The sequence below is a fragment of the candidate division KSB1 bacterium genome, from assembly GCA_034506395.1.
Taxonomy (GTDB): Bacteria; Zhuqueibacterota; Zhuqueibacteria; order Thermofontimicrobiales; family Thermofontimicrobiaceae; genus Thermofontimicrobium.
In genome coordinates, this window is record JAPDPQ010000003.1 from 240,723 (window position 1) to 263,549 (window position 22,827).

At 47.3% G+C, this 22,827-nt stretch carries 15 protein-coding genes; 9 read left to right on the plus strand and 6 right to left on the minus strand.

Annotation, left to right across the window (positions count from 1 at the left end; genetic code table 11):
- Positions 1 to 190: 190 nt before the first annotated feature.
- The 4 genes from ONB37_03380 to ONB37_03395 all read right to left on the minus strand — a co-directional run bounded on the left by ONB37_03380 (position 191) and on the right by ONB37_03395 (position 5,825).
- Entirely contained in the window at positions 191 to 1,507 is a 1,317-nt protein-coding gene (locus ONB37_03380) for an acyltransferase (GenBank protein MDZ7399188.1), read from the minus strand.
- Between the two features lie 214 nt (positions 1,508 to 1,721).
- On the minus strand, positions 1,722 to 3,275 hold the full coding sequence (locus ONB37_03385) for an FGGY-family carbohydrate kinase (GenBank protein MDZ7399189.1): 1,554 nt from the start codon (positions 3,273 to 3,275) through the stop codon (positions 1,722 to 1,724).
- A 100-nt stretch (positions 3,276 to 3,375) separates the two neighbouring features.
- Positions 3,376 to 4,827 carry a glycerol kinase GlpK gene (gene glpK / locus ONB37_03390; GenBank protein MDZ7399190.1) on the minus strand — a complete coding sequence of 484 codons (1,452 nt, stop codon included), beginning with the start codon at positions 4,825 to 4,827 and terminating at the stop codon, positions 3,376 to 3,378.
- Between the two features lie 152 nt (positions 4,828 to 4,979).
- On the minus strand, positions 4,980 to 5,825 hold the full coding sequence (locus tag ONB37_03395) for a lysophospholipase (GenBank protein MDZ7399191.1): 846 nt from the start codon (positions 5,823 to 5,825) through the stop codon (positions 4,980 to 4,982).
- A gap of 866 nt (positions 5,826 to 6,691) precedes the next feature.
- Between ONB37_03395 and ONB37_03400 the strand changes: the two genes are divergently transcribed.
- The 4 genes from ONB37_03400 (at position 6,692) to ONB37_03415 (ending at position 9,396) form a co-directional block, all read left to right on the plus strand.
- Complete coding sequence (locus ONB37_03400; GenBank protein ID MDZ7399192.1) at positions 6,692 to 7,021, plus strand: IS30 family transposase; 330 nt, start codon at positions 6,692 to 6,694, stop codon at positions 7,019 to 7,021.
- A 293-nt stretch (positions 7,022 to 7,314) separates the two neighbouring features.
- Complete coding sequence (locus tag ONB37_03405) at positions 7,315 to 7,656, plus strand: helix-turn-helix domain-containing protein (protein MDZ7399193.1); 342 nt, start codon at positions 7,315 to 7,317, stop codon at positions 7,654 to 7,656.
- A 127-nt stretch (positions 7,657 to 7,783) separates the two neighbouring features.
- On the plus strand, positions 7,784 to 8,230 hold the full coding sequence (locus ONB37_03410; protein MDZ7399194.1) for a hypothetical protein: 447 nt from the start codon (positions 7,784 to 7,786) through the stop codon (positions 8,228 to 8,230).
- Positions 8,230 to 9,396 carry a hypothetical protein gene (locus ONB37_03415; GenBank protein ID MDZ7399195.1) on the plus strand — a complete coding sequence of 389 codons (1,167 nt, stop codon included), beginning with the start codon at positions 8,230 to 8,232 and terminating at the stop codon, positions 9,394 to 9,396. The genes ONB37_03410 and ONB37_03415 overlap by 1 nt, the downstream gene beginning before the upstream one ends.
- Positions 9,397 to 9,693: 297 nt before the next feature.
- Here the strand turns inward: ONB37_03415 and ychF are convergent, their stop codons facing one another.
- Together ychF and ONB37_03425 are read right to left on the minus strand one after the other, a co-directional pair.
- On the minus strand, positions 9,694 to 10,764 hold the full coding sequence (gene ychF / locus ONB37_03420; protein ID MDZ7399196.1) for a redox-regulated ATPase YchF: 1,071 nt from the start codon (positions 10,762 to 10,764) through the stop codon (positions 9,694 to 9,696).
- A 708-nt stretch (positions 10,765 to 11,472) separates the two neighbouring features.
- Positions 11,473 to 13,710, minus strand: a complete 2,238-nt coding sequence (locus tag ONB37_03425; protein ID MDZ7399197.1) for a heavy metal translocating P-type ATPase — start codon at positions 13,708 to 13,710, stop codon at positions 11,473 to 11,475.
- 400 nt (positions 13,711 to 14,110) lie between these two features.
- Here ONB37_03425 and ONB37_03430 point away from each other — a divergent pair, with 400 nt between their 5' ends.
- From ONB37_03430 to ONB37_03450, 5 genes are all read left to right on the plus strand, one after another.
- Entirely contained in the window at positions 14,111 to 16,261 is a 2,151-nt protein-coding gene (locus tag ONB37_03430; protein MDZ7399198.1) for a S9 family peptidase, read from the plus strand.
- 121 nt (positions 16,262 to 16,382) lie between these two features.
- Entirely contained in the window at positions 16,383 to 18,446 is a 2,064-nt protein-coding gene (locus ONB37_03435; protein MDZ7399199.1) for a GxGYxYP family putative glycoside hydrolase, read from the plus strand.
- Positions 18,447 to 18,675: 229 nt separating this feature from the next.
- Positions 18,676 to 20,562 carry a DUF2079 domain-containing protein gene (locus ONB37_03440; GenBank protein ID MDZ7399200.1) on the plus strand — a complete coding sequence of 629 codons (1,887 nt, stop codon included), beginning with the start codon at positions 18,676 to 18,678 and terminating at the stop codon, positions 20,560 to 20,562.
- Between the two features lie 205 nt (positions 20,563 to 20,767).
- A complete protein-coding gene (locus ONB37_03445; protein ID MDZ7399201.1) occupies positions 20,768 to 21,712 on the plus strand; it encodes a hypothetical protein in 945 nt (314 codons plus the stop codon).
- 225 nt (positions 21,713 to 21,937) lie between these two features.
- Positions 21,938 to 22,783: a glycosyltransferase gene (locus tag ONB37_03450; GenBank protein MDZ7399202.1), complete on the plus strand. Its 846-nt coding sequence runs from the start codon at positions 21,938 to 21,940 to the stop codon at positions 22,781 to 22,783.
- Positions 22,784 to 22,827: the final 44 nt, after the last annotated feature.

The following is a 22,827-nucleotide window of genomic DNA, read 5'->3' on the forward strand; positions in this document are numbered from 1 at the left end:
GATCACAGGAGGGACTGCTTATCGCAATGACTTATTCTGTGGAATCGGTAGGAATTGAATCGTACGAAAACCTCGCTGGCTGAAATCACATAGGATGCAAGATTTGTGACTGCGGATTCAAAACGGATCTGTTGGAGGTCATCTTCTTTCAAGCGTTATTTGCTTTCGAATTGCTGAAGCAATTATCAACTCATTCGATACCATCTGGATGCACAACAATGACCTCAACCCCTTTCTGACTGGCCAAAATTGCAGCGCTGGAGCTTATATCAGTATAGACCAAAAAATGTTCCGGAGTTCCGGCCCCGAAGTCCAGTTCGCGTATTGGCAAGCGGGTTAGATTTGTGACAATCATCCCCTGAGTGGGGTGTCGCAAATGAATTTTTGCCATTGCGTTCAGCCCATGCTGAAGACGAAAAGAATTGAGCGTTTGCACTGACCCCCAAATATAGGGAGGCTTGATTTGATTCACCGACTTTCGGATCAATGCCGCCAGCTCAGCCTCAGAAGCGCGCTGCAATTCATCGCGAGAGATCGATGCTGTCGCGAAACATAGGGCACACCCAAAATAATTTCTTGGGAATTCGGGGAGCAACCTTCGAATATCGACTGGACAGGTTATGTAGCACCTATTGACATTAGATCCATTAAACCATTGCGGCAAATAGCGTTTCCATAAGTGCGCCATAATCACATCGTTTTCAGTGCATTGGATTTGACATGTTTGTTTCGCAGCCGCTAATTGTGTTCTAATTTCATCCTCACTGATAAAAAGGCGCTCCTGATTTTGCTTCGAAGCTTTGGAGTCGCGCCTCGCCGCGCCAAAAAATAAGCCACATCGAGTATATATGTCCTCAGCAGTGAGAGGTTGTTCAGCCTGACTATTGGGGTTTAGCACCGTCCGATCGAGATGGGGCGATACAATTGGCTCACGCCGATAAATGCGCGCCCAACTGGAGAGGAAATGAAAATAGCTGAATCCATCCACCAGCGCGTGAGAGAGGCTGATCGCCAGAACCGAGCGCTGCGGCGTCTGCGTGAGCGTAATTCGCGACATCGGTTCCCCCTCGATAGTCTTCACCGGTGCAATGTATTGGTCGATCTGATCCGATGGCGCAAATTCTCGGCGGGACATCACGACATCAAAGCTCAGCCCACCATCGGTCAAGAAAAACTCCAAATCCGACGCCCGCCTGGCTCTCAATTGACTCTGCAATATCGGAAAATGACCTAACGCCTCAATCAAACTGGCCTGCAAAATCTTCGCGTCTAATCTTTGAGAATAAACAAACGCAAAGGTGATCGGCTGAGAACCTTCACCTGTAAAGAGATAATCAATTGGACTGAGTTCAATCGCTTCCATAATTGCTCCGAATTGATACAAATCGCCACACGCTCCGATTTGTGGTCCATTGCCGCTTTTATTATCGATGAAAAATTCAGCCTTTCGGTCCGCCTCAATCACAGGCGCGTTCCCCCAAGGGATTGCATGGCGAAATCCTGTCATTCTGAGGCACGAAGCACCGAAAAATCTTTTCAATAAGCCCAGACATTCTAAAAAAAAAGAAATGAATCTTCGCTCCCCACAGTCGCTCAGAATAAAATTGGAATTTTATTTTGACCTTAAATCACGTTTGCGGGCTTGAAGAGATGACTTGAAATTTAATTCTTGCAAAAAAAGGCACTCGGTCGAGATGGCCGAACCATAGCCAAGGACAATTTTACAGCTCTGGATACCCCGTAATGGCTTTAATTTCTTCATAGAGCGGCCTGAGGTGCTGATACATTTTTTTATAGACCCGATGATATAGGGCATCGTATATTCGAGCGTGTTCTGGTTTTGGTTCAAAAGCATCACCAATTCTGGTCATTTCCCGCACCGCAGTCGCGAAGTCAGGATATACCTTCAATCCGACGGCGCCATCGATTGCCGCTCCCAGTCCTGATGTTTCGTAGACTTTTGATCGGCTGGCAGGAAGATTAAACACATCGGCAGTGATCTGCATCGCCTGGTCGCTCTGCGAGCCGCCGCCGGAGACGCGCACCTCGGTGATCTTCACCTTGGATCGCGCCTGAGTCCGCTCTGTCCCTTCGCGCAGCGCATAGACCAATCCCTCCAAAATCGCCCGATACAGATGCGCGCGACCATGAACATCGCCAAATCCGATCACCGCTCCTTTGGCTTCAGGTCCAGGAATTTTCACCCCGGGCGCCCAGTACGGCTGCAACATCAATCCCATCGACGCCGCGGGAATGTCGGAGATCAATTGGTCAAAAAGCGCCTCTGGTGCAACATTATTTTTCGAGGCCAACTCTCTCTCGGGATGACCGAATTGATCTTTGAACCAACTGACCATCCAGAACCCCCGAAAAATTTGGATCTCGGTATTGTAGGTCTTCGGAATGGCGCTGGGGTACGGCGGAATAAAGGGGATCACTTCAAGGTATCTCGAAGTCATAATCGAGGTTGTGCAGGTCGTCCCATAGCTGAGGCACGCGATGTTGGGTGTTATGCCGCCGACGCCCAAAATCTCGCATGCTTTGTCCGCTGCCGCTGCGATTAACGGGATCCCTTCTGGGATACCAGTGGCTTTGGCCGCCAATTTCGAGATTTGGCCCAGCTCTTGTGCCGGCTCGACCAACTCTGGCAACTTCTCTAACTCGATGGGAAAGAGTCGCCGATTTAAATGCCCTTTATCAGCCCATTTCATCTTTCGATAATCAAATGGCACATAACCCACCTGACATCCCACGGAGTCACGATACTCGCCGATCAATTTATAAGTCAAATAGCCCGACAGAAACAGGTACTTATGCGTTCGTTCCCAAATCTCTGGCTGATGTTTCATGATCCAATTGGCCTCGCATTCTGAATGGGCAAATTGGACCGCGTAATCCATTTTTACCAAATGATAGACAAAATTAGCCAGCGGCCCGACCACTCGCTGCCGATCGATGCGCCGTTGATCCAACCAGTGGATTGCTGGACGCAACGGCTGGCCATCTTTATCCACATTAATTAGCGTGCTGCGTTGCGTGGTGAGGGTCACGCCCTTGATCTCTGGTCGCTTGCGACCACAGAGTTTCCATAATTGGCGACACGCGGCGCAGAGTTGATCCCAGTAATATTCGGCATCCTGTTCAGCCCAGCCAGGCCGCGGCGATTTGTACGGCTCGATTTCTATTTTCGACTTGAAGACCAGATTCCCATGAAAATCAAATAACATCGCGCGGACGCTTTGCGTACCACAGTCGATCGCCAGTATTGTTTCCATCAGACACTCACAATATTATCGATTTTGTTTATCAATAACAAACCCCTCATGTAGAAGCGATTTGAATTAAGGCCAATTGAGATTATCATGGGCATGAACGTTATTTGAGCATCGCCTGGCGCAATGCTTTCTGCCACCCGCTGAGTAATTGCTCACGTTGTTCATTGGACATTGCTGGTCGGAATTCACGATCGATCATCTTCAGTTGGGATAGTTCCTCGCTGCTTTCCCACATACCAACCTTTAATCCTGCCATAAAAGCGACCCCCAGCGATGTCGATTCAATGATGGCTGGACGGACTACGGGCATATTCAGGATATCGGCTTGAAACTGAAGCAAAAAATTGTTATCAACGGCTCCACCATCTACGGCTAACTTCTCAGCCATCATGCCCGTTTCGGCCGCCATCGCGGTCAGCACATCATAGCTCTGATAGGCCATTGCCTCCAACGCTGCGCGAACGATGTGATTGCGATTGGCGCCGCGGGTCAAACCGACAATCACCCCCCTCGCTTGCATATCCCAATGTGGAGCGCCCAACCCCACAAAAGCGGGAACCATATAAACCCCCGCATTGTCCGGAACCGCGAGTGCCGCGGCTTCGCTCTCTTTCGATGTCTGGATGATCCGCAACTCATCCCTTAGCCATTGGATCGCCGCCCCAGCGATGAATACCGAGCCCTCCAACGCGTAACATGGCGAACCATCCCCCGCTACGGCCAGGGTAGTTAACATGCCCTTATTCGAAAAAATCGCCTCATCCCCAGTGTTCATCAGCAGGAAACAGCCCGTCCCGTAAGTGTTTTTGATTTGTCCCGGTGAAAAACAGGCCTGCCCGAAGAGCGCTGCCTGCTGATCCCCAGCTACCCCATAGATCGGCACACCAACCAGCGGACCGATCGCTGTCACTCGACCGTAATCATCAATGGACCGTCTCACCGCCGGTAAAATGTGGAGCGGAATGTTCAACAATTGACACAATTCCTCGTCCCATCGTTTTTCGATAATGTTGAAGATCATGGTCCTGGAGGCATTGGTATAGTCGGTCGCATGAACCTGACCATCGGTTAATTTCCAGATCAACCAGCTATCGATCGTCCCGAACAGCAGATCTTCAATTCGATGCCCAGCCGCATGCTCCAACAACCATTTGATTTTCGTTCCGCTGAAATATGCATCGACAGGAAGACCTGTTTTGCGCCGAACCAGCTCTTCTTTCGGTTTCAATCGCTCACAAACATCCGCAGTACGCCGGCATTGCCAAACAATTGCATGATGGATCGGTTGTCCTGTGGTCCGATCCCAGATCACTGTCGTTTCGCGCTGATTGGTGATCCCAATCGCAGCAATTCCGCCGGTGTTTCGAGCACATAATTCCTGAACAGTATCGATGACCGTCTGCCAGATCTCCATTGCATCATGCTCAACCCAACCTGGCTTGGGATAAATCTGCCGAAATGACCGATCCGATTTATCCACCATTCGCCCCTTTTCATCATATAACACTGCCCGCGTCCCGGTCGTCCCCTGATCAATTGCTAAAATATACATCCAAACCCTCACAATTTATTCCGTCAATCCTCCATCAGCCGTTCTCTCGCTACTCCGCTCCTTCCCCACTGATCACTGATCACTGATTACTGATCACTGATTACTGATCACTGATTACTGATCACTGATCACTGATTACTGCTCCCTACTCATTAGCACCTTTTTTCGATCCAGCTCGCAATATCATTCAGGACTTTTTCTTTCTCTGGCTCGTTCATCACTTCATGATAAAATCCTTCGTAAAGCTTCAATTCCTTATCGCTGGACTGCGCCCGCTCGTACAATTGCTTGCTACCAGTTATATCTGCCAGACGATCGGCCGTTCCGTGAAGGATCAATAACGGCAATTGGATCGCTTCCATCTGTCGCTGAATGAGTTGGGTGGCCCGATTGATCTCAGCCCCGGTTCTAGCCCGAATACCACCGCGATAGTTCAACGGATCGGTGTCATACTTATGAACCACCTCTGGATCTCGCGAAATGGCACTGCTATCTAATTTAATGGTCGGGAGATTTGGCAGCAATTTGCCGATAATTGCCGATAGTTTGATTAACACCGGTGATATATCATCGCTGATTTTCAAGGCTGGGGCGCTCAGGATCAGACCACGAATGGCTGGTTGTCGACTTACTACCAACAGGCTGGCGATAAGTCCTCCCATACTATGACCCAATACAAAGATCGGCAACCCGGAGTAGCGCTGCATCAGCCGCTGCAACATCAAATGTGCATCCGCAATATAATCATCAAAGCGCTTCACATACGTTTTGCTTCCAGGACTTGATGACTGGCCATGACCTCGAAGATCGAAGCCCTCTACTGCAATCCCACGTCCCGCGAGAAACTCGCCCACATGAACATACCGGCCACTGTGCTCGGCCAGTCCGTGAACGATCATCGTCACTGCTTTCGTCTCCACTCCATCTGGCCGCCAACTTCGGGTGAATAACGTCAAACCATCTTCGCTCTGCAAACGACCCTCGGCATATTGTGACATTCTTCTCCTCCCTCATTTCACTTCGATACGAAAAATCGCTGCGTGCAAGCAACGTCGGTTCACCGAACAATGACCCTTCTTAATCAGGCAAAACAAATCTGATCCCCAATGCATCAGAAGAAACCACCAGACCGAAATGATTCCTCGATCGACTTTCCGAAAATCAAAATCTTTTTCATCCATTGACATTTTGTATTGTAATTTGCCGCTAATATAGCAAAAAGAGCTAAGATTGTCAAGCAGGAAAATTCCAATATCATGCAGAAATAACTTAGAGATCCTCGTAGCTGATCTCAGTCGCCCCGATCGCTCATATTGTCCGTGAGTTCAAATATTACGTGCAACTGTTAGAGGCAATGAACATCCATCTCAATTAATACTCCGACTTAATTGAGTTGCGAGCCGAAACAAAACCGAACTAACAGGAGCACTGGATGGGCTATAAATAGTAGACTTTTGAACAACGAGTTGAGACTCAGGCCTATCTTAGAAATTGGTTTAGAATTTTGCCAAGTTATTCCCCACATCAGACTGCTTCTCTGGAACTCAAACATTCCACAGGCTTGAAAGGTTATCGTTCTCATTAAGCCCAGCTGCGGGTGGCAGCGCGTTGCTTCATGACAGCGTAAACCGTTCGTTTCACTGACGCCGCCAATGAACGAGTGGTGTTTTATCTAAGCAAAGACTGGAGTCCCCTGCAAAACTCGGGTTATTTGGAACTGCAAGAAAATATTCACATCAGTCACAACACCATTTATCAGCATATCTGGGCTGATAAACGAGCGGGAGGCGCGCTGTATCCTCGTTTGCGCTGGTCGCACAAAAAGAAACCCAAGCGCTACAGCAACTGAGACCGACGCAGACAAATCCCCAATCGGATTAGCATTGAGCAACGTCCCGCTGTGGTGGATCAAAAGCTTCGACAGTGTGATTGGGAGCTGGACACCATCATCGGTGCCAATCATCACTGCGCCATGGTGTCCGCTCTCGAGCGCAAGTCACAATTCATTTGCCTCAAACTGGTGACACATAAAACCGCCGAGTTAGTGACTGCCGCCATTATCGATAAGCTGGCTGGCCTCAAGCATAAGGTGCATACCTTAACCGTCGATAATGGGAAAGAGTTTGCTTTACATCACCAATTGGCAACCGCATTGGAGGCGTCGGTATATTTCGCCCATCCTTATCGTTCTTAGGAACGCGGCCTGAATGAAAACATCAATGGTCCCATTCGACATTTTTTTACAACGAACCATGATTTTTTGATCGATCACCGAACAAGACATTTTCTTTGTTGAAAATCGACCGAATAATCGACTCAGAAAATCATTCAATTTCAAAGCAACCAATGAAATTTTTTAATTCATCGGTTGCTCTTGGGACTTGAATCCACCTAGTATAAAAAAAGAGTTGACATTCAACTCAACATTTTGTATATTTAACGTCGCTTGATGAAATTTTAATTAACTGATCCATCGGGGGGCACCGCATGAATCAGACATTTGGAGAACTGTTACGAAGCATCCGCCGATCGAAGGGAATGAGCCAGCGGGAGTTGGCCGATCGGATTGCTGTCGATTTTTCCTACATCAGCAAATTGGAGAACGACCGCATTCCGCCGCCAGCCGCTGATACCATCGTCAAAATATGCCAGGTATTGGGAGTCCAACCAGAATTGCTGCTCTCCCTGACGGGAAAACTTCCCAGCGAGATCAAAGAGCTAATCGGTTCCAACCCCAAAGCGCTGGAGTTTCTCCGAAAAGCCCATGCGATGAATCTCGATGAAAAAGACTGGGATGAATTGCATGCCAAACTTGCCTCGCTGCGTTAGCATCAGCGGTTGGCCGATCCAATGGTAAGCCACCCAGAACCGTCCAGGTTTGGCATTTATTATTTCGTCCTTGACCAGCTACAACGCCAGTCGGGACAAATAAGAATGTTCACTATTGAGGTGGATCATGAGTGATCATTGGATTTCGTATCAGAGTTTTGTTAAGAATCAGCAACTGCTGGAAGCCATCAACACCCTATCGATACATACGAAATTGAAATTAGCTGGCGATGCCGACAGTGGACGATCCCAAGAGGTCGAACAAGCAAAACAGCAAATCGCTCATTTCATCACGACGTTTGATCAATTGATCCAAAAAAATAATGATGATCAAACACTTCATGGCGCCGACGAGCGATTGCGACAACTGCTGCAAGATTTCTATTCAGCCAGAAGGGACAATCAGAAATTTCGTTCTCAGTTCTTTACGAAATCACCATCTCAAATTCTCAAGCTGATGGCTTCAGATAAAACTGAAGATGAAGAAGCCCTGGTCGAATGCTTAAGAGAGCTAAGGTTGTTGATCGAGCAACATGTTCATGCTGATACCACTGCCATCCTGGGGGAATTTTAATGCGGGAGATACTGGAGCAAGCCAATTTAGCCCTGTTAGCCGAAATCGATTTACTGATCGCTGCTTTGCCCGATAAAAGTTCGATCGCTCCGGAATTAGCCACCTATTATGACCAAATTGAAGCCTCATGTCAGTGCTTGCGCCAGAAAGTGCGTCAGTCATTGAAAGATTTAAGCAGGGGAAAAGACAATATCCTCGTCGATATTCTCAGCAATACCCAGACTCACACCCGTGAATTTCATCTCTATAATTATCGCTTGGTCACGCCATTGCGGCGCTATCGTGAGTCGGATTTGCTCTGCTTGAAACTGATCCACTGGCTACATCAGATGCATCCGAAGACCCGTATGATACCTGGCGCTTTTTGCGATGGCGATATTGGGATTTATCCCTCCATAGGCTATCCCATCACTTATTTCATGCCAACGTCTGCGCAGTACGGTTTGCTCTATTTGCCGCTGTTCTTTCATGAATTCGGCCATCTGCTCTACGCCTGTCATGAACCTGAGATGAACCAATTGGTATTTGACTTGCAAAATGAAATTGATTCTATCATCAAGCAGGAGATGGTCAATCAAGGGGCCAAAGGTCCTAAAAATGCCCAAAAGCGCAAAGTAATTGTCCAAACCTGGTTCACCTGGACCCAGGAACTTTTCTGCGATGCGGTGGGATTTCAGATCGGGGGACTGAGTTATATTTACGCTTTTTCGATGTATCTGAAGATGTGGGGCATCGATCGGTTTCATCTCCCCATTGAACGATTGACCACAAGCACCCATCCACTCACTTGGTTTCGCATCAAATTTTTGGCGGAATTTCTCCAAGCCGCTGGCAATGAGAAGGTTGCGGAATGGCTGACCGCAGAGTGGCAGGCGATCGCCGATGCTCTTGCTGTGAACGAGGATTATTTTGGCTTTTATCAGGACGATTTTAAACCGCCAATTATGGAAACGCTGCGCAGTATGCTGGAAGAAGCTGCGCCGCTCCTCTACAGCCAACACGAATTTGATGCATACCAGCCGTGCCCATCCCCGATTGATGTGTTGAATTGGGCCTGGCAAAAATTTTATGAAGACCCCAATGGCTATCCGCAATGGGAAAAGCAAGCAGTTTCGACTTTTCTCAGCACGTTTGATGCGGTATACCATCCCACCGCCGCAAAATGACCTCAGAATGATTGGGCAGCAAATTTATTTTGGGGAGAATTATTTGGAGCAGGATGATTTATAGCAAGATAATTTTAAACAGGGCAATTGAAATCACTCTGCTGTCAATTATCCTGCTATTCGAGTTAATCTAACTTTAATTTTTGGGACGGAATTATTTTTAGCAGGATGATTTGTGTTAGGATGATTTATAGCAGGATAATTTTAAACAAGGCAATTGAAAACTTTCTGCTGTCAATTATCCTGCTATGAATAAGTTCTGCTGGCAATTTTCTTTCAGAAAGAAACTTCAAAAAATTACACATTGAACCGAATGCTCAGAATATCGCCATCCTGAACGATGTAATCTTTGCCTTCCAGCCGAAAAGCGCCGTTGCTTTTCACGGCTTTTTCCGAGCCCGCTTTGATGAGGTCAATGTAATTGAAGCACTCAGCACGGATGAATCCCCGCATCAGATCGGTGTGGATAACGCCCGCAGCTTGCAGCGCTGTCGAGCCTTTGCGGATGCTCCAGGCTCGCACCTCATCTGAACCAACCGTGAAAAAGCTGATATACCCCAGCATGTCATAGGCAAATTTGGTCAACCGATCTCGGGCCGACTGCTCGATCCCCATCTCTGCCATGAATAGCCGCATATCCGACTCATTATCGAACTGCGCCAGCTCCATTTCGAATTTCCCTGCAAATTCGATCACATCATGGGACTTTTGGATGGATTGAATCAATCCGTTCCCTTTGCCAAAATTTTCTTCGCCCGAATTCAGGATCACCAGCAAGGGCTTGAGCGTCAGATACTGGTAGCCTCGAATGACCTTCAGCTCGTCCTGGCTCAATTCCAGCGTGCGGATAGGCTTGCTGTCAGTCAAATGATCGTGGATCCTTTGCAAGGTCTTTTGCTCGAACAGCAGCTCGTTAGTCTTCTTTCCACGGGAAAGCTGATGGGCGATCCGCTCCAATCTCGTTTCTGTGAAGACCAGATCGAACAACAACAGTTCATCGCTGATCAATTCTATATCCTTCAAAGGTGACGAATGGCCATTTAATTCATCTTTGAAATTTTTGACCACCAGTGCCAGTGCATCGGTGGTCTTCACCAGATTCAATAATTCGGGCGAAAAAGCCCCATCCTTGGCTGAACCGCTGGACAGACCGATGAAATCGATCAGTTCTATCGTCGCAAATGTTGTCTTTTGCGGTCGATACATTTCGGAGAGCGTTCGCACCCGTTCGTCGCCAACTTCCACCACGGCAATATTGGGCTCGGCCTTGGCCGCCACAAAGTTGTGCACCTCGGCCTGCGAACGGGTGAGGGCATTGAAAATCGTTGTCTTGCCAGAATGTTGCAATCCAATTAAACCAAGCTTCATAACACAAAACCCATGTTGAAACCAATTACCGTTTTATCCCAATTTTCAATTTTGAATTTTATCCAGAAAATCAAATTTTTTGATAGAAAATCATGCATTATTCGCTCCACCGATCATGAAGTTCCCAGCTTTTTGAATTTTTTTTCTTGGCTCAAAATTCTTCATTCGAGAAATCATTCAAGTGAGAATGACGATTATCTAAAACGACGATTCATGGATGGGATGTTATTGCATGGGAATTCAGCCATCCTACATTGCGTTACCTTGCAAAATAAGAAATAGACTTTCCTTAACTACTTTGTGTTGCAAAAATGGAAATCAAAAGAAACGATGTCATTCCTGCGAATGCAGGAATCTATTTTTTAACTGATGCTTAAGTCAACCAAAAGTGAGATGCCTGCATGGGCAGGCATGACAATATATCGTGTTTTGATAATTCTGAAACAAGAACTTATTAGGATTGATGGTCAAGCATTCTTATTTTATTCTTTCGGCTAAATTTTTAAGCAATGAATTTCGCAGGTAGGTTCGTTTTTTAAACAATAGAGGGGAATGCTCTGGTATTTGGATATGGCGCCAACCTTAGTTAAGCTTTATCACTTCTGAATCACCGATGGAACTGATAGCGATCTGGTCAAATTTCTGTGATCCTGCAATTCTGAAGCAAATTTTTATCAAGAGCCGTCTTTGCCGAATGAATTGGTTCAATTAAACTGGCTCTGGAGTGAAGCGCTTCAGCCGCAATGCATTGGAGACGACAGTGACGCTGCTTGCGGCCATGGCAGCGGCTGCAATCATCGGATTCAGCAGTAGGCCAAAAAATGGATAGAGGACACCAGCGGCAATGGGTATCCCTAGCGTATTATAGATGAATGATCCAAATAGGTTCTGCTTAATGTTGCGCATGGTAGCATAGCTGAGTTGAATCGCTGTGATCACAGTGGTCAATGTGCCCTTCATCAGGGCGATGTCCCCCGCTTCCATAGCGATGTCTGTTCCCGTTCCCATAGCAATCCCAACATCTGCCTGGGCCAGTGCTGGAGCATCGTTGATCCCATCGCCGACCATCGCAACGATTTTCCCCTCCTGCTGGAGAGACTTCACTTGTCCAGCTTTTTCATCAGGCAAAACTTCGGATAATATGCGAGAAATTCCCAATTGGCGTCCAATAGCTTCTGCAGTTTTTCGATTATCTCCAGTCATTAACACCACCTCCAGTCCCATTTCCTGCAATTTTCGGATGGCTCTTGGCGATTCTTGTTTAATTGGATCGGCAATAGCGATGAGCCCAATGATTTTATTATTCAGCGCAATCCCGATCGGGGTTTTCCCTTCTTCGGCCAACGCAGCAGTCTTCGCCTCAATTTCAGCGAACTCCAAGCCGCGATCTTTCATAAACGCTAAATTTCCCAACAGCACTCGATCGCCATTGACCTCTGCCTCGATACCGAATCCAGGTAGAGCCGTAAAATGATCCACAGGAGTTAATTTTAATCCCTTCTGTTTTGCCGAGCCAATTATCGCTCCAGCGAGTGGATGTTCCGAGCCTTGCTCAGCAGAAGCGGCCAGTCGTAACAGTTCATCAGGGTCAAAATGGTTTATAGCTATCGTATCGGTTACGCTTGGTTTGCCGAGTGTCACCGTGCCGGTTTTATCAAAGATAATTGTATCGACTTTATGTGCGTTCTCCAGCGCTTCGGCATTTTTGATTAAAATACCCAGTTCGGCCCCTTTCCCGGTCCCGACCATGATGGAGGTAGGTGTCGCCAAACCCAAGGCGCAGGGACAGGCGATGATCAATACTGTCACGAATGTGACGAGGGCGTAGATCAATTTCGGCTCTGGTCCAAATCGCCACCAAATAAAAAAAGCTAAAATTGCGATGCCAATGACCACGGGCACGAAGATACTTGCGACGAAATCCGCCAGGCGTTGGATTGGAGCTTTGGAGCCCTGGGCTTCTTGGACGAGCCGAATAATTTGCGCGAGCACTGTGTCCTTACCAACTTTGGTCGCTCTGAACTGAAAAGAGCCAGTTTTGTTGATCGTGGCGCCGATCACCGTGTCCCCAATCGATTTCTTGACTGGCAATGCTTCTCCAGTGAGCATCGACTCGTCCACAGCAGAACTACCAGCCACCACTCGACCGTCCACGGGAATACGCTCACCAGGCCGAACAAGGACCAGATCTCCCACCTGAACCTGTTCGATCGGAAGGTCAATTTCTTGTCCATTTCGAAACACCCGAGCAGTTTTCGGTTGCAAACCCATGAGCTTTTTGATCGCCTCGGAAGTACGGCCCTTTGCCCGGGCCTCTAACAATCGGCCGAATAAAATGAGCGTTATTATTACAGCGGTTGTGTCGTAATAGACATGCTGCAAATCGCTTGGCAGAAAATTCGGGAAAAAGGTGGCCACAGTTGAATAAATATAAGCTGCCCCAGTGCCGAGAGCGATCAGGGTATTCATGTCAGCCGTACCATGCCGCAAGGCTTTCCATGCGCCGAAGAAAAATTGTCTGCCCGACATGATCAGCACTAATGTGGTCAGCGCAAACAAGATGATCCATAGCGGCTGTTGTGGGACGACTTTCAAGTGACTCACCATATCTGCCATCGACCCGATCATGATGATGGAGGTCAACACGGTGCTAAAAATCAGTTGTCGCAACTGCTTTCGGTATCGCTCCTCTCGGATCCTCCGATCCCAATCCGCACTGAACTCCTCACGGATCGCCTCGGCCTCATACCCGGCGTCGGCGACCGCAGCTCTCAGCCGTTCGATATCGGCCGCTCTTGGCTCCAGGGTAATTGTCGCCCGTTCGGTGCCAAGATTGACCACCGCATCAACGACGCCATCCACGCTTTTCAGCGCCGTTTCTACCCGACGCACGCAAGCTGCGCAGGTCATTCCTTTTATAGCCAATTCGATTTTTTCTGATTTCATATCTCACTCATCAATAAAAGCTTCTCCCAGCATTGAGCAATTAGCAAAGCATTCCCAATACTTAAAAATTTCCCTTGACTTTTTCGTCAAACCGGTTTATAATGCAACTAAATTTTTTCAAATTTGATCCTTGAAAATTTTATGCCGAAAATTTCTCTAAGATGAAACCATTTTCGCGAAGACAACTTAAGCGCGAATTCAGTGCTCGCTGTTTCTTCCAGTGATTGGCCAAATTCCCGAAATTAATTATTGTCCCAAATCACTCATTTCGCCAATCAATCGAATATAGCTAAGCATTGTCTTGAGCCTGGTGGCTCTTTTCTTTAGCTCTATTAAATGCGGAGCAGATCGCAAAATGGACAACGAATCAATTCATCCAATCAATCCCAAGAGGTGAACAATGAAACGCTCAACCCGTTCTCAACTTAACACTGCTTTTCTTTTTTTCACATCGTTTCTTTTCACGCTGATCTGGGCAGGATGTTCATTTCAACATGCCCAGCGCCAACATATAGTCCCCCCAAAAGCGAAGCAAATTCCCAAAGAGCTCACCATCCATGGCCACACGCGTATCGACAAATATTTCTGGTTGCGCGAGCGAGAAAACCCTGAGGTAATTACTTACCTTCAGGCAGAAAACGATTATAAAGATGCGGTACTCAAGCATACAAAAAAGCTGCAAGAAAAGCTATATAAAGAAATCATCGGCCGATTTAAACAGACCGACATGTCCGTTCCTTACAGGGACAATGGCTATTATTACTATATCCGCTACGAAGAGGGCCAAGAACATCCGATCTACTGCCGCAAGAAAGGGAGCCTTGAAGCGCAAGAAGAGATCATGCTGAACGTCAACGAAATGGCGAAAGGACATGATTTTTACCAGGTGGTGGGACTCAGCGTCAGCGATGATAATAAATTTCTTGCCTTCGGCGTCGATACGGTGAGTCGACGGAAATATACGATTTACTTTAAGAATTTGGAGACAAACGAGCTTTTGCCAGATGCGCTTCCCAACACCTCTGGTGGGGCTGCTTGGGCGAGCGATAACAAGACTGTTTTCTATGCCACCAAAGATTCGACCCTACGGCCCTTTAAGATCATGCGCCATATCTTGGGAACGGATCCAGCTGAAGACGCCGAAGTCTTCCATGAAAAAGACAGCACATTCAGTACCTATGTCTATAGATCGAAATCAAAAAAATATATCTTGATCAACTCGACCAGCACGTTATCAACTGAATATCGCTATCTGGAGGCTGATGATCCCACAGGCCTATTCACGATCTTCAATCCTCGGGAACGAGATCACGAATATAGCATCGAACATTTTGAGGACAAGTTTTATATCGTGACCAATTGGAACGCCAAAAATTTCCGCTTGATGGAGACACCCGTCGGAAACACGAACAAGAAGTATTGGCGCGAGGTAATTCCGCATCGGAATGATGTTTTGCTGGAAGATATTGAGGTGTTCAAGAATTATTTAGCCATTGGCGAGCGGAAAAATGGTCTGCGACAGATCCGCGTCGTTGATCAAACCGATGGGACGGAACATTATCTGGATTTCGGCGAGCCCGCTTATACAGCCTATGCGTCGATCAATCCCGAATTCGACACTGAGCTGTTGCGCTATGGTTATACCTCGCTTACTACCCCGAATTCGACTTACGATTACAACATGCGAACCCGAGAAAAGACGTTGCTGAAACAAGAAGAAGTTTTGGGCGGTTTCGATCCGAAAAATTATAAAACTGAACGGCTTTATGCAACGGCGAAGGACAGCGTGAAAATTCCAATTTCGTTGGTCTATCGGGTTGGCCTGGTGAAAGATGGCAACAATCCGTTGCTGCTCTATGGGTATGGTTCTTATGGCGCGAGCACAGATGCCAGTTTCAGCTCGGTGAGACTGAGCCTGTTAGATCGCGGATTTGTTTATGCCATCGCGCATATTCGCGGCGGTCAGGAGATGGGACGACAGTGGTATGAGGACGGCAAGCTGCTGAAAAAGAAAAATACGTTTACCGATTTCATCGCCTGCGCAGAGTGTTTGATCGCCGAAAAATTCACCAATCCTGAAAAATTGTTCGCAATGGGAGGCAGCGCGGGAGGCTTGCTCATCGGCGCGGTGGTCAATATGCGTCCCGATCTATTTAAAGGTGTCATCGCCGCAGTGCCTTGGGTCGATGTGGTAACCACTATGCTCGACGAGTCCATTCCGCTGACCACCAATGAGTTCGACGAATGGGGCAATCCCAAACAGAAAGAATATTACGATTACATGTTATCCTATTCGCCTTATGACAACGTGGTCGCCCAAAATTATCCCAATATGTTCGTCACCACCGGTCTGCACGATTCTCAGGTGCAATATTGGGAGCCAGCCAAGTGGGTGGCAAAGCTGCGTGAATTGAAGACCGATAACAATATTCTCGTACTGCATACCGATATGAAAGCGGGTCATGGCGGCAAAGCAGGCCGCTTCGAGCGCCATCGGCTGACAGCAATGGAATATGCGTTCATGTTGGATTTGCTGGGGATTAGAGATTAATCAATTGAACTATAAGGCAAGTTGTTAACCTGCCTCAAGAATTGTAGGACAGGTTGCCATCCTGTCTCTTAAACTGTAGGAGAGGTTGCCAACCTGTCCCACAGAATAGCGGAGAGATATCATGTCGAAAAAGGCAATTGTAATTTTATCGCTCATTTTCTTATTCATCCCAGGCCTGATGTTTTCACAGGGCAACTCCGTTTTCAATGGTCAATGGACCCTCCTTCCAGAGAAAAGCAGCGAGATTGGCCTTTATGGGACGTTGTCGATCGATTTCGCCATCGCGGATCAATCGATCACCCTCATCCAGAAATGGGGTACTAGCCGCAGCTTTTCGGATACGATTCAAATCAATGCCGATGGTATCGCGCGGGACTTTCCTATTCGCGATCGCGTATTTCCCACCAACGTGTTCATGGGATTAGCCATGCCAGTTGGTGGCAAGCGGCAGATCAAAGCCTGGTGGGAAAACGATGGTGCACTTTTGAAACTAAGCTACCGCTACGAAATCCGTGGCTCACAGGGCTACAAGCCAATGATAGAAACCCATAGCTACCAGCTTATTGAAGGTGGCGAAGTGTTGCTCTACCGCATCGAGCGATCGACGCGGCCATCAGGCTCGCCGTTGCAATATCAACTCAAGCGCGCTGGCACGAAGCAAGCCTATTTCATGCGGATCAAAGATGAATGGGAAGTAGCTGGCAGTCTGGACCGAAACGCGCTGCTATTGAGCATCCAAGGGAACGCCAACCGTTCTGGCCCCAATCTCTATTTCATCTATCCTGAAAATTGGCCGTTCGTCTACACTGCATCGTTATTCGATTATTATCGACATAGACGCAATTTCACCTTTACAGAGCTATCGAGCATCGAGCAGGCGCTGAACCTTTTCAAAGACCATCTCAAAGGCTATGTGGTATGGGATAAATCGGTGCGGACGTCGCTGATCGTTGCCTTTACTGTGGCCGGTTTAGATAGCGCTGTGGTAGTCAGTTCTGAATTGATCCCAATGGTTGAAAATGCCGGTTTGAAGATGATCGAGGATTTTCGGGGAAGATTCGTTGGTCAGAGCGATTATCAAATTTATAGTTGGGCCTATGATCAATACTGGCCTCGATGCAACAAAGAATTCATCGTCTGGCTGGGCGGCGATGCTGGCAAAATCATGAAACCAGGGGTGGCCGATTGGGGTATTTACAAGCAGGTCTTCTTTCAGGATTTATCTACCAGGGAAAGCGACACGCTCGAATACAAGCTGGCTTGCCGCTTGCTCAGCGAGATGAAACCTGGCTCGATCGTTATGGGTTGGCATTCTTACGCCAAAGATCGGGAGCGCGACCATGTGAAATTGACCTCTAAATATGGCCATGTGGTCGAGGGCCTCCATACCCTGCCCAATTTCAGCTTTGATCATCAAATCCCGTTTGCACCAGGGTTCAAGATCAAAAACAATCATCATATCGTCCCTGGAAAAATTTACAGACCAAAAAACAAAGTTTATATCACTTGTATTCAATCTGACGGGATGGGCATTGGTGCCTGGCTGCGCCCAGGTCGAGGCGAAATCCCCTACGCCTGGGAGATGATTATGAATTATGTCTGGCTAGCGCCCGTTCTTTTGGAATATTTCTACACTATGGCCACGCCGAACGATTACTTTATCGGCTGCCTCTCTGGGCCAGGTTATATGTACCCCAAGGCCGTCCCCCCTGAATTATTGCCTGGCTTGCTTCGGAGGGCGAACGACCTGATGAAGCAGCTCGACCTCCGCGTGTTCGAGATAATGGATTATTCAGAGGGCGCCACAGTTGAAGGAAATACCGAATTGACTCGTCGGGTCGTCGATGCTTACTACGAAAATATGCCCGAAGCCATCGGCTTTGTCAATGGGTACGCGCCAGCATATACTTTCACCTGCCGCGATGGTCGGCCACTCATCTCGTATGACTATTACCTCTCCCCCACAATACCCGAGAGCGAGGCCGTCGCCGATCTTCAGGAATTGGCCAGGGTTAATTCAGCTCGGCCGTATTTCCTTTTGGTCCATGTCCGCGAGTCCAGCGATGTGAAACGTGTGAAAGGTATTCTCGATAAATTGGGCTCCGAATTCGAAGTGGTGCCTTTGGATATCTTCATGAAACTTGCAGGAAACCAGCCCACCTTCAAAGAACGATTTTTAGAATAACCTGTGGGGCAGGATGGCATCCTGCCCTGCCCTTCATTACAATTATTTCAATTGACTATCAGCTTTAAATTCCTTACTTTTGCAGCCAATGTCTGACTCTTCCATGGAAATGGAATCCACAGAAATGTACATCAAGAAGTTACTGAGGATTTTATTTTGATTATCAAAAAGCAGATAGCTTACCAGGGACATTCAGGGAGAATGTTACTTTAAAAGAAACGTGTGCACCATGAACTGCAATCAACTCGATGAAAAAAGAAACAACTGGAGCGCTGCCCTCACGCTGGTCGGCATGATCGTTACTTACACGATCGTCATCGGCACCTGGTCAGTAAACCGATATGTGAGTTTCAATGCCACATTGTGGGATATGGGCATCATGCTCCAGGCAATCTGGAACACGGCTCATGGCAAAATTCTCCATGAAACCGTCAACCTCGGATTTTCGGCGTCACGACTGGCAGTGGCTCACTGGGAGATCATTTACCTTCCCTTGGCGTTCATTTATCGGATCATTCCTTCAACTTCCCTGTTGCTCTATCTTCAAGCGCTCACTTTGGCCTGTGGTACAATCCCGATCTATCGATTTGCCTCTAAAAAATTCGCATCGCCAGTGGCAGCAGTATTCTTCGCGCTTGCTTATTTATTCTATCCAGCTTTGCATGGAGCCAATCTTTTCGATCTGCATGGGTTAACCCTGGCTACTCCTTTCTTGTTATTCACTTTTTATTATCTCGATCAATCAAAAATATCTTTGACGCTTTTCTTTGCCGGTTTGAGTTTGGTCTGCCGCGAAGATGTAGCCTTGGCCATTTTTTCTTTGGGCCTATTTGCCTGGATCCGAAAAAGGAATTTGCGCATCGCGATCCCTTTGCTGCTGCTCAGCGCTGGCTGGCTGACCGTTTTTTTCCTGCGATTTCAATTCATCGGAGCGCCAGAGCTGGCCCAGACCACGAGCATGGTCCCGAACTGGGAACACCTGACATTGACACATCTGGTTCGTTCGCCCATACAAACTTTTTCATCCATTGTTCAATTGCTATTGTCTCAAGAAAATGTCAAATACTTGGCGAAATTGGTCTTGCCAGTCATCGGCTTGTGCTTCCTATCGTTTGACGTTCTGCTCATTGCAGCGCCGACGTTGCTTTTAAACCTGATGAGCCGATGGCCGCAGATGCATCAGATCGAATATCATTATACCGCTACCATCACGCCGTTCATCTTTTTGGCAGCCATCAGCGGACTGGCCAATTTAAGTCAGCGACTGAACAGATCATTTCATCATCATAAGCTGAGAGTGACTCTCGCGTTCAGCATTGCAATCGCATTGGCCTCGATCGTTTCCACCACCCAATTTTCAATCTTGCGCCTCAATAAAACATGGCAGGTGACTGAGAGCCATCGCAAATTATCTCAGCGGCTTCATGCTATCCCTGCTCATCTTTCGGTCTCTACCACTGCTCGCGCAGGATCCCATCTGGCCAACCGGCGCGAACTCTATCACTTTCCCGAGCGCAGTTCCGAAGCTGACATCGTGGTGCTGGAGTTCAATCGGCCCGATGTCGAAATCAAAAACCTGGTGGGCACCGCCCGAATCCGCAGACTCCCTGCAATGAACCATTGGACTCGCGCCGCACTTGAGGACACATCGTTGCATGTGCTCTGGGTCGAAGATAACGTTTATTGCCTCCAGAGATTATCGAATCGCTCGGAGCTTGCCGAGCAATTTTTTGCCCTCGATACCGTGCCAGACGCAATGATTGCTGTTGATAGTTGCGTATTTGATGAAGGATTGGAATTCATTGGCTGGCAGCCGGTTTATATCGGCAAACAACAAGCGCATTTTATGCTCTACTGGAAGAAATCAAAACCACTTGCTCCAACAGCCAAGCTCAGTTATTATCTGAAGCTTCCAGATACGCTTCAGAGTATCCCTGATCAGCCCCTTGTTACTCGCATGCCTTTGGCGAATTGGCCAACTGAAAAAATCATCGCCGATCACTTGTTCATCGATCGACCTAAAAATCCAGAGGCAAAGATATGCTCGATAATCGCGTCGCTTTCCCTCAGCAACCCATCGCGACAGCACTATCTGTTCGATTTCAATTTTCACTGAGGAAATATCGACTCAAACTTCATTCGGTCATTATCCAGCTTGCCCAATCGTGAAGTAGCAAAATCGCCAGTCTTCCAGTTGCCTGATTCCCCACAAGACCAATTTCCCATTCACCAACTCTCCCAATCGCCCAAAAAAGACTTGCTTTTTAACCGAATTGTTCTAAATTAGTAGGCGATTTTTTGGACCAGCACAGGGAATTTCAATGAAGATCAGCGGCTTCTCGTTTGTGAGAAATGGGATTAAATTGTATTATCCAGTGGTCGAATCGATACGATCCATTTTGCCCATCGTCGATGAATTCGTGATTGCGGTCGGCCAAGGGGATCCTGATGATACCACCCGGGAACAGATTTTGGCAATTGGGGATCCAAAAATCAAAATCATCGATACGGTTTGGGAAGAACGATATTTCACCAAAGGTGTGATCAACGCGATCCAGACCAATATTGCCAAGGCTGCTTGTAATGGGGATTGGCTTTTTTATTTGCAAGCGGATGAGGTGGTTCATGAACGCTACTTGCCGATTATTCAGGCCCGCTGTGAGGAACTGCTGAACAACAAAGACGTTGAAGGTCTATTATTTCGCTATAAGCATTTTTGGGGGGATTACGATCATTATCAATCGAGTCATGGCTGGTATCCGTACGAGATCCGAATCATCCGCAACCGGCCCGACATATATTCCTGGCAGAGCGCGCAGTCATTTCGCCGATTCGATTATTATGATAATCCACGTCAGGAACGCGGACATCACAAATTGAAAGTCGCTAAGGTCGATGCCGAAATTTACCACTACGGCTGGGTTCGGCCGCCTCGTCTCATGCAGAATAAAAGACGAGCACTGGACTCAGTGCACTGGGGATCGAAACGCGCTCGGGATTATTATGAGAAAGTTCCTAAGGAATTTGACTATGGTCCGTTAAATCGTCTGGCGGTTTTCAAAGGAACTCATCCCAAAGTAATGTTGGATCGGATTGCCCAAATGGATTGGAAGGACAAATTGCAATATTCGGGCCCGCCCAATCCTTATCGCGCACCGCACAAACATGAGCGATTGAAATATCGGTTGCTGTCCTGGATCGAACAGCACTTGATGGGAGGTCGGCAGATTGGAGGGTTTCAAAATTATCATTTGTTGAGAGTTTGATGCTTCGCTTTGAGGTCACGTTTTGCCATATAGTGTCTAAAGCAATTTTGCGACCTTCAGGCTAAATTTAGCCCCAAATTACGACTCGGGAAAAGCTTGGTTGTGGTGATTTGCAACTTCGTTAAATGCCAAAAAAGCTAATGGAATCTATTATTGATTTTTGGGTATTGGATCATGGACCAGCAATTTTGTAAGATCATGGTAGGGCGATAAGGAGGCTCTTGATTGAAAATTTCGGTTATTATCACAATCTATAACCGTGCTCATCTATTAACGAAATGCTTATGGTCGCTAAGGTTTCAAACTCTCGTACCTCACGAATTGATCCTCACAGATGATGGTTCGGAGGAAGACATTTTGGGGCCTATTCAAAGCATTATTCGCGGCTTTAGCTTCTCAGTAAAATATGTCAGTCAGAAACACCAGGGGTTTCGATTGGCAAAATGTCGAAACAATGGGGCAAGACATGCAACAGGCGATTATTTCATTTTTATCGACCAAGATATTGTTTTGAATCGATCCTTTTTGGAGATTTGTGTGAAGGAACGCCGCGAGCGCCGATTTTGTGTCTCATATCCGGTGCGCTTGACCGCTGATCAGAGCCAATTGGTGACGCCAGAGCTGATTGAGCGAGGGGATTGGCAAGGAATTGTCACAGAAGCTCAGCGGCAAAAAATAAAAAGGCAATATGTCAAGGATAAATTTTATCAGATCATTCGGTCATTGCATTTGCTGCATCGAGGTCCAAAACTGCGCGGAGGTGCAGTAGCCATCAATCGCGATGACTTTGTGGCGATCAACGGTTACGATGAAAATTACCAAGGCTGGGGCAACGAAGATGACGATTTGGGGCGCCGGCTATATGCTGCTGGTATTCGTGGAAAAAATCCATTTTGCAATGAATTCCCATTGCATCTATTTCATGCCCCCCATCATCAGAACGGCACGCGCGTGAATTTGACATATTATAGGCAGCGCATCAACGCCATTAATCGTGGGGAGTTTCGCTGCCAATATGGACTCGATAATCCTTTGGGGAATGAGGAATTGGTCATTCGGAATCTTAACTAAATTTTAGGCAGTCACTGGACGGTCGCTTGTCGCGGCCGGTCAGT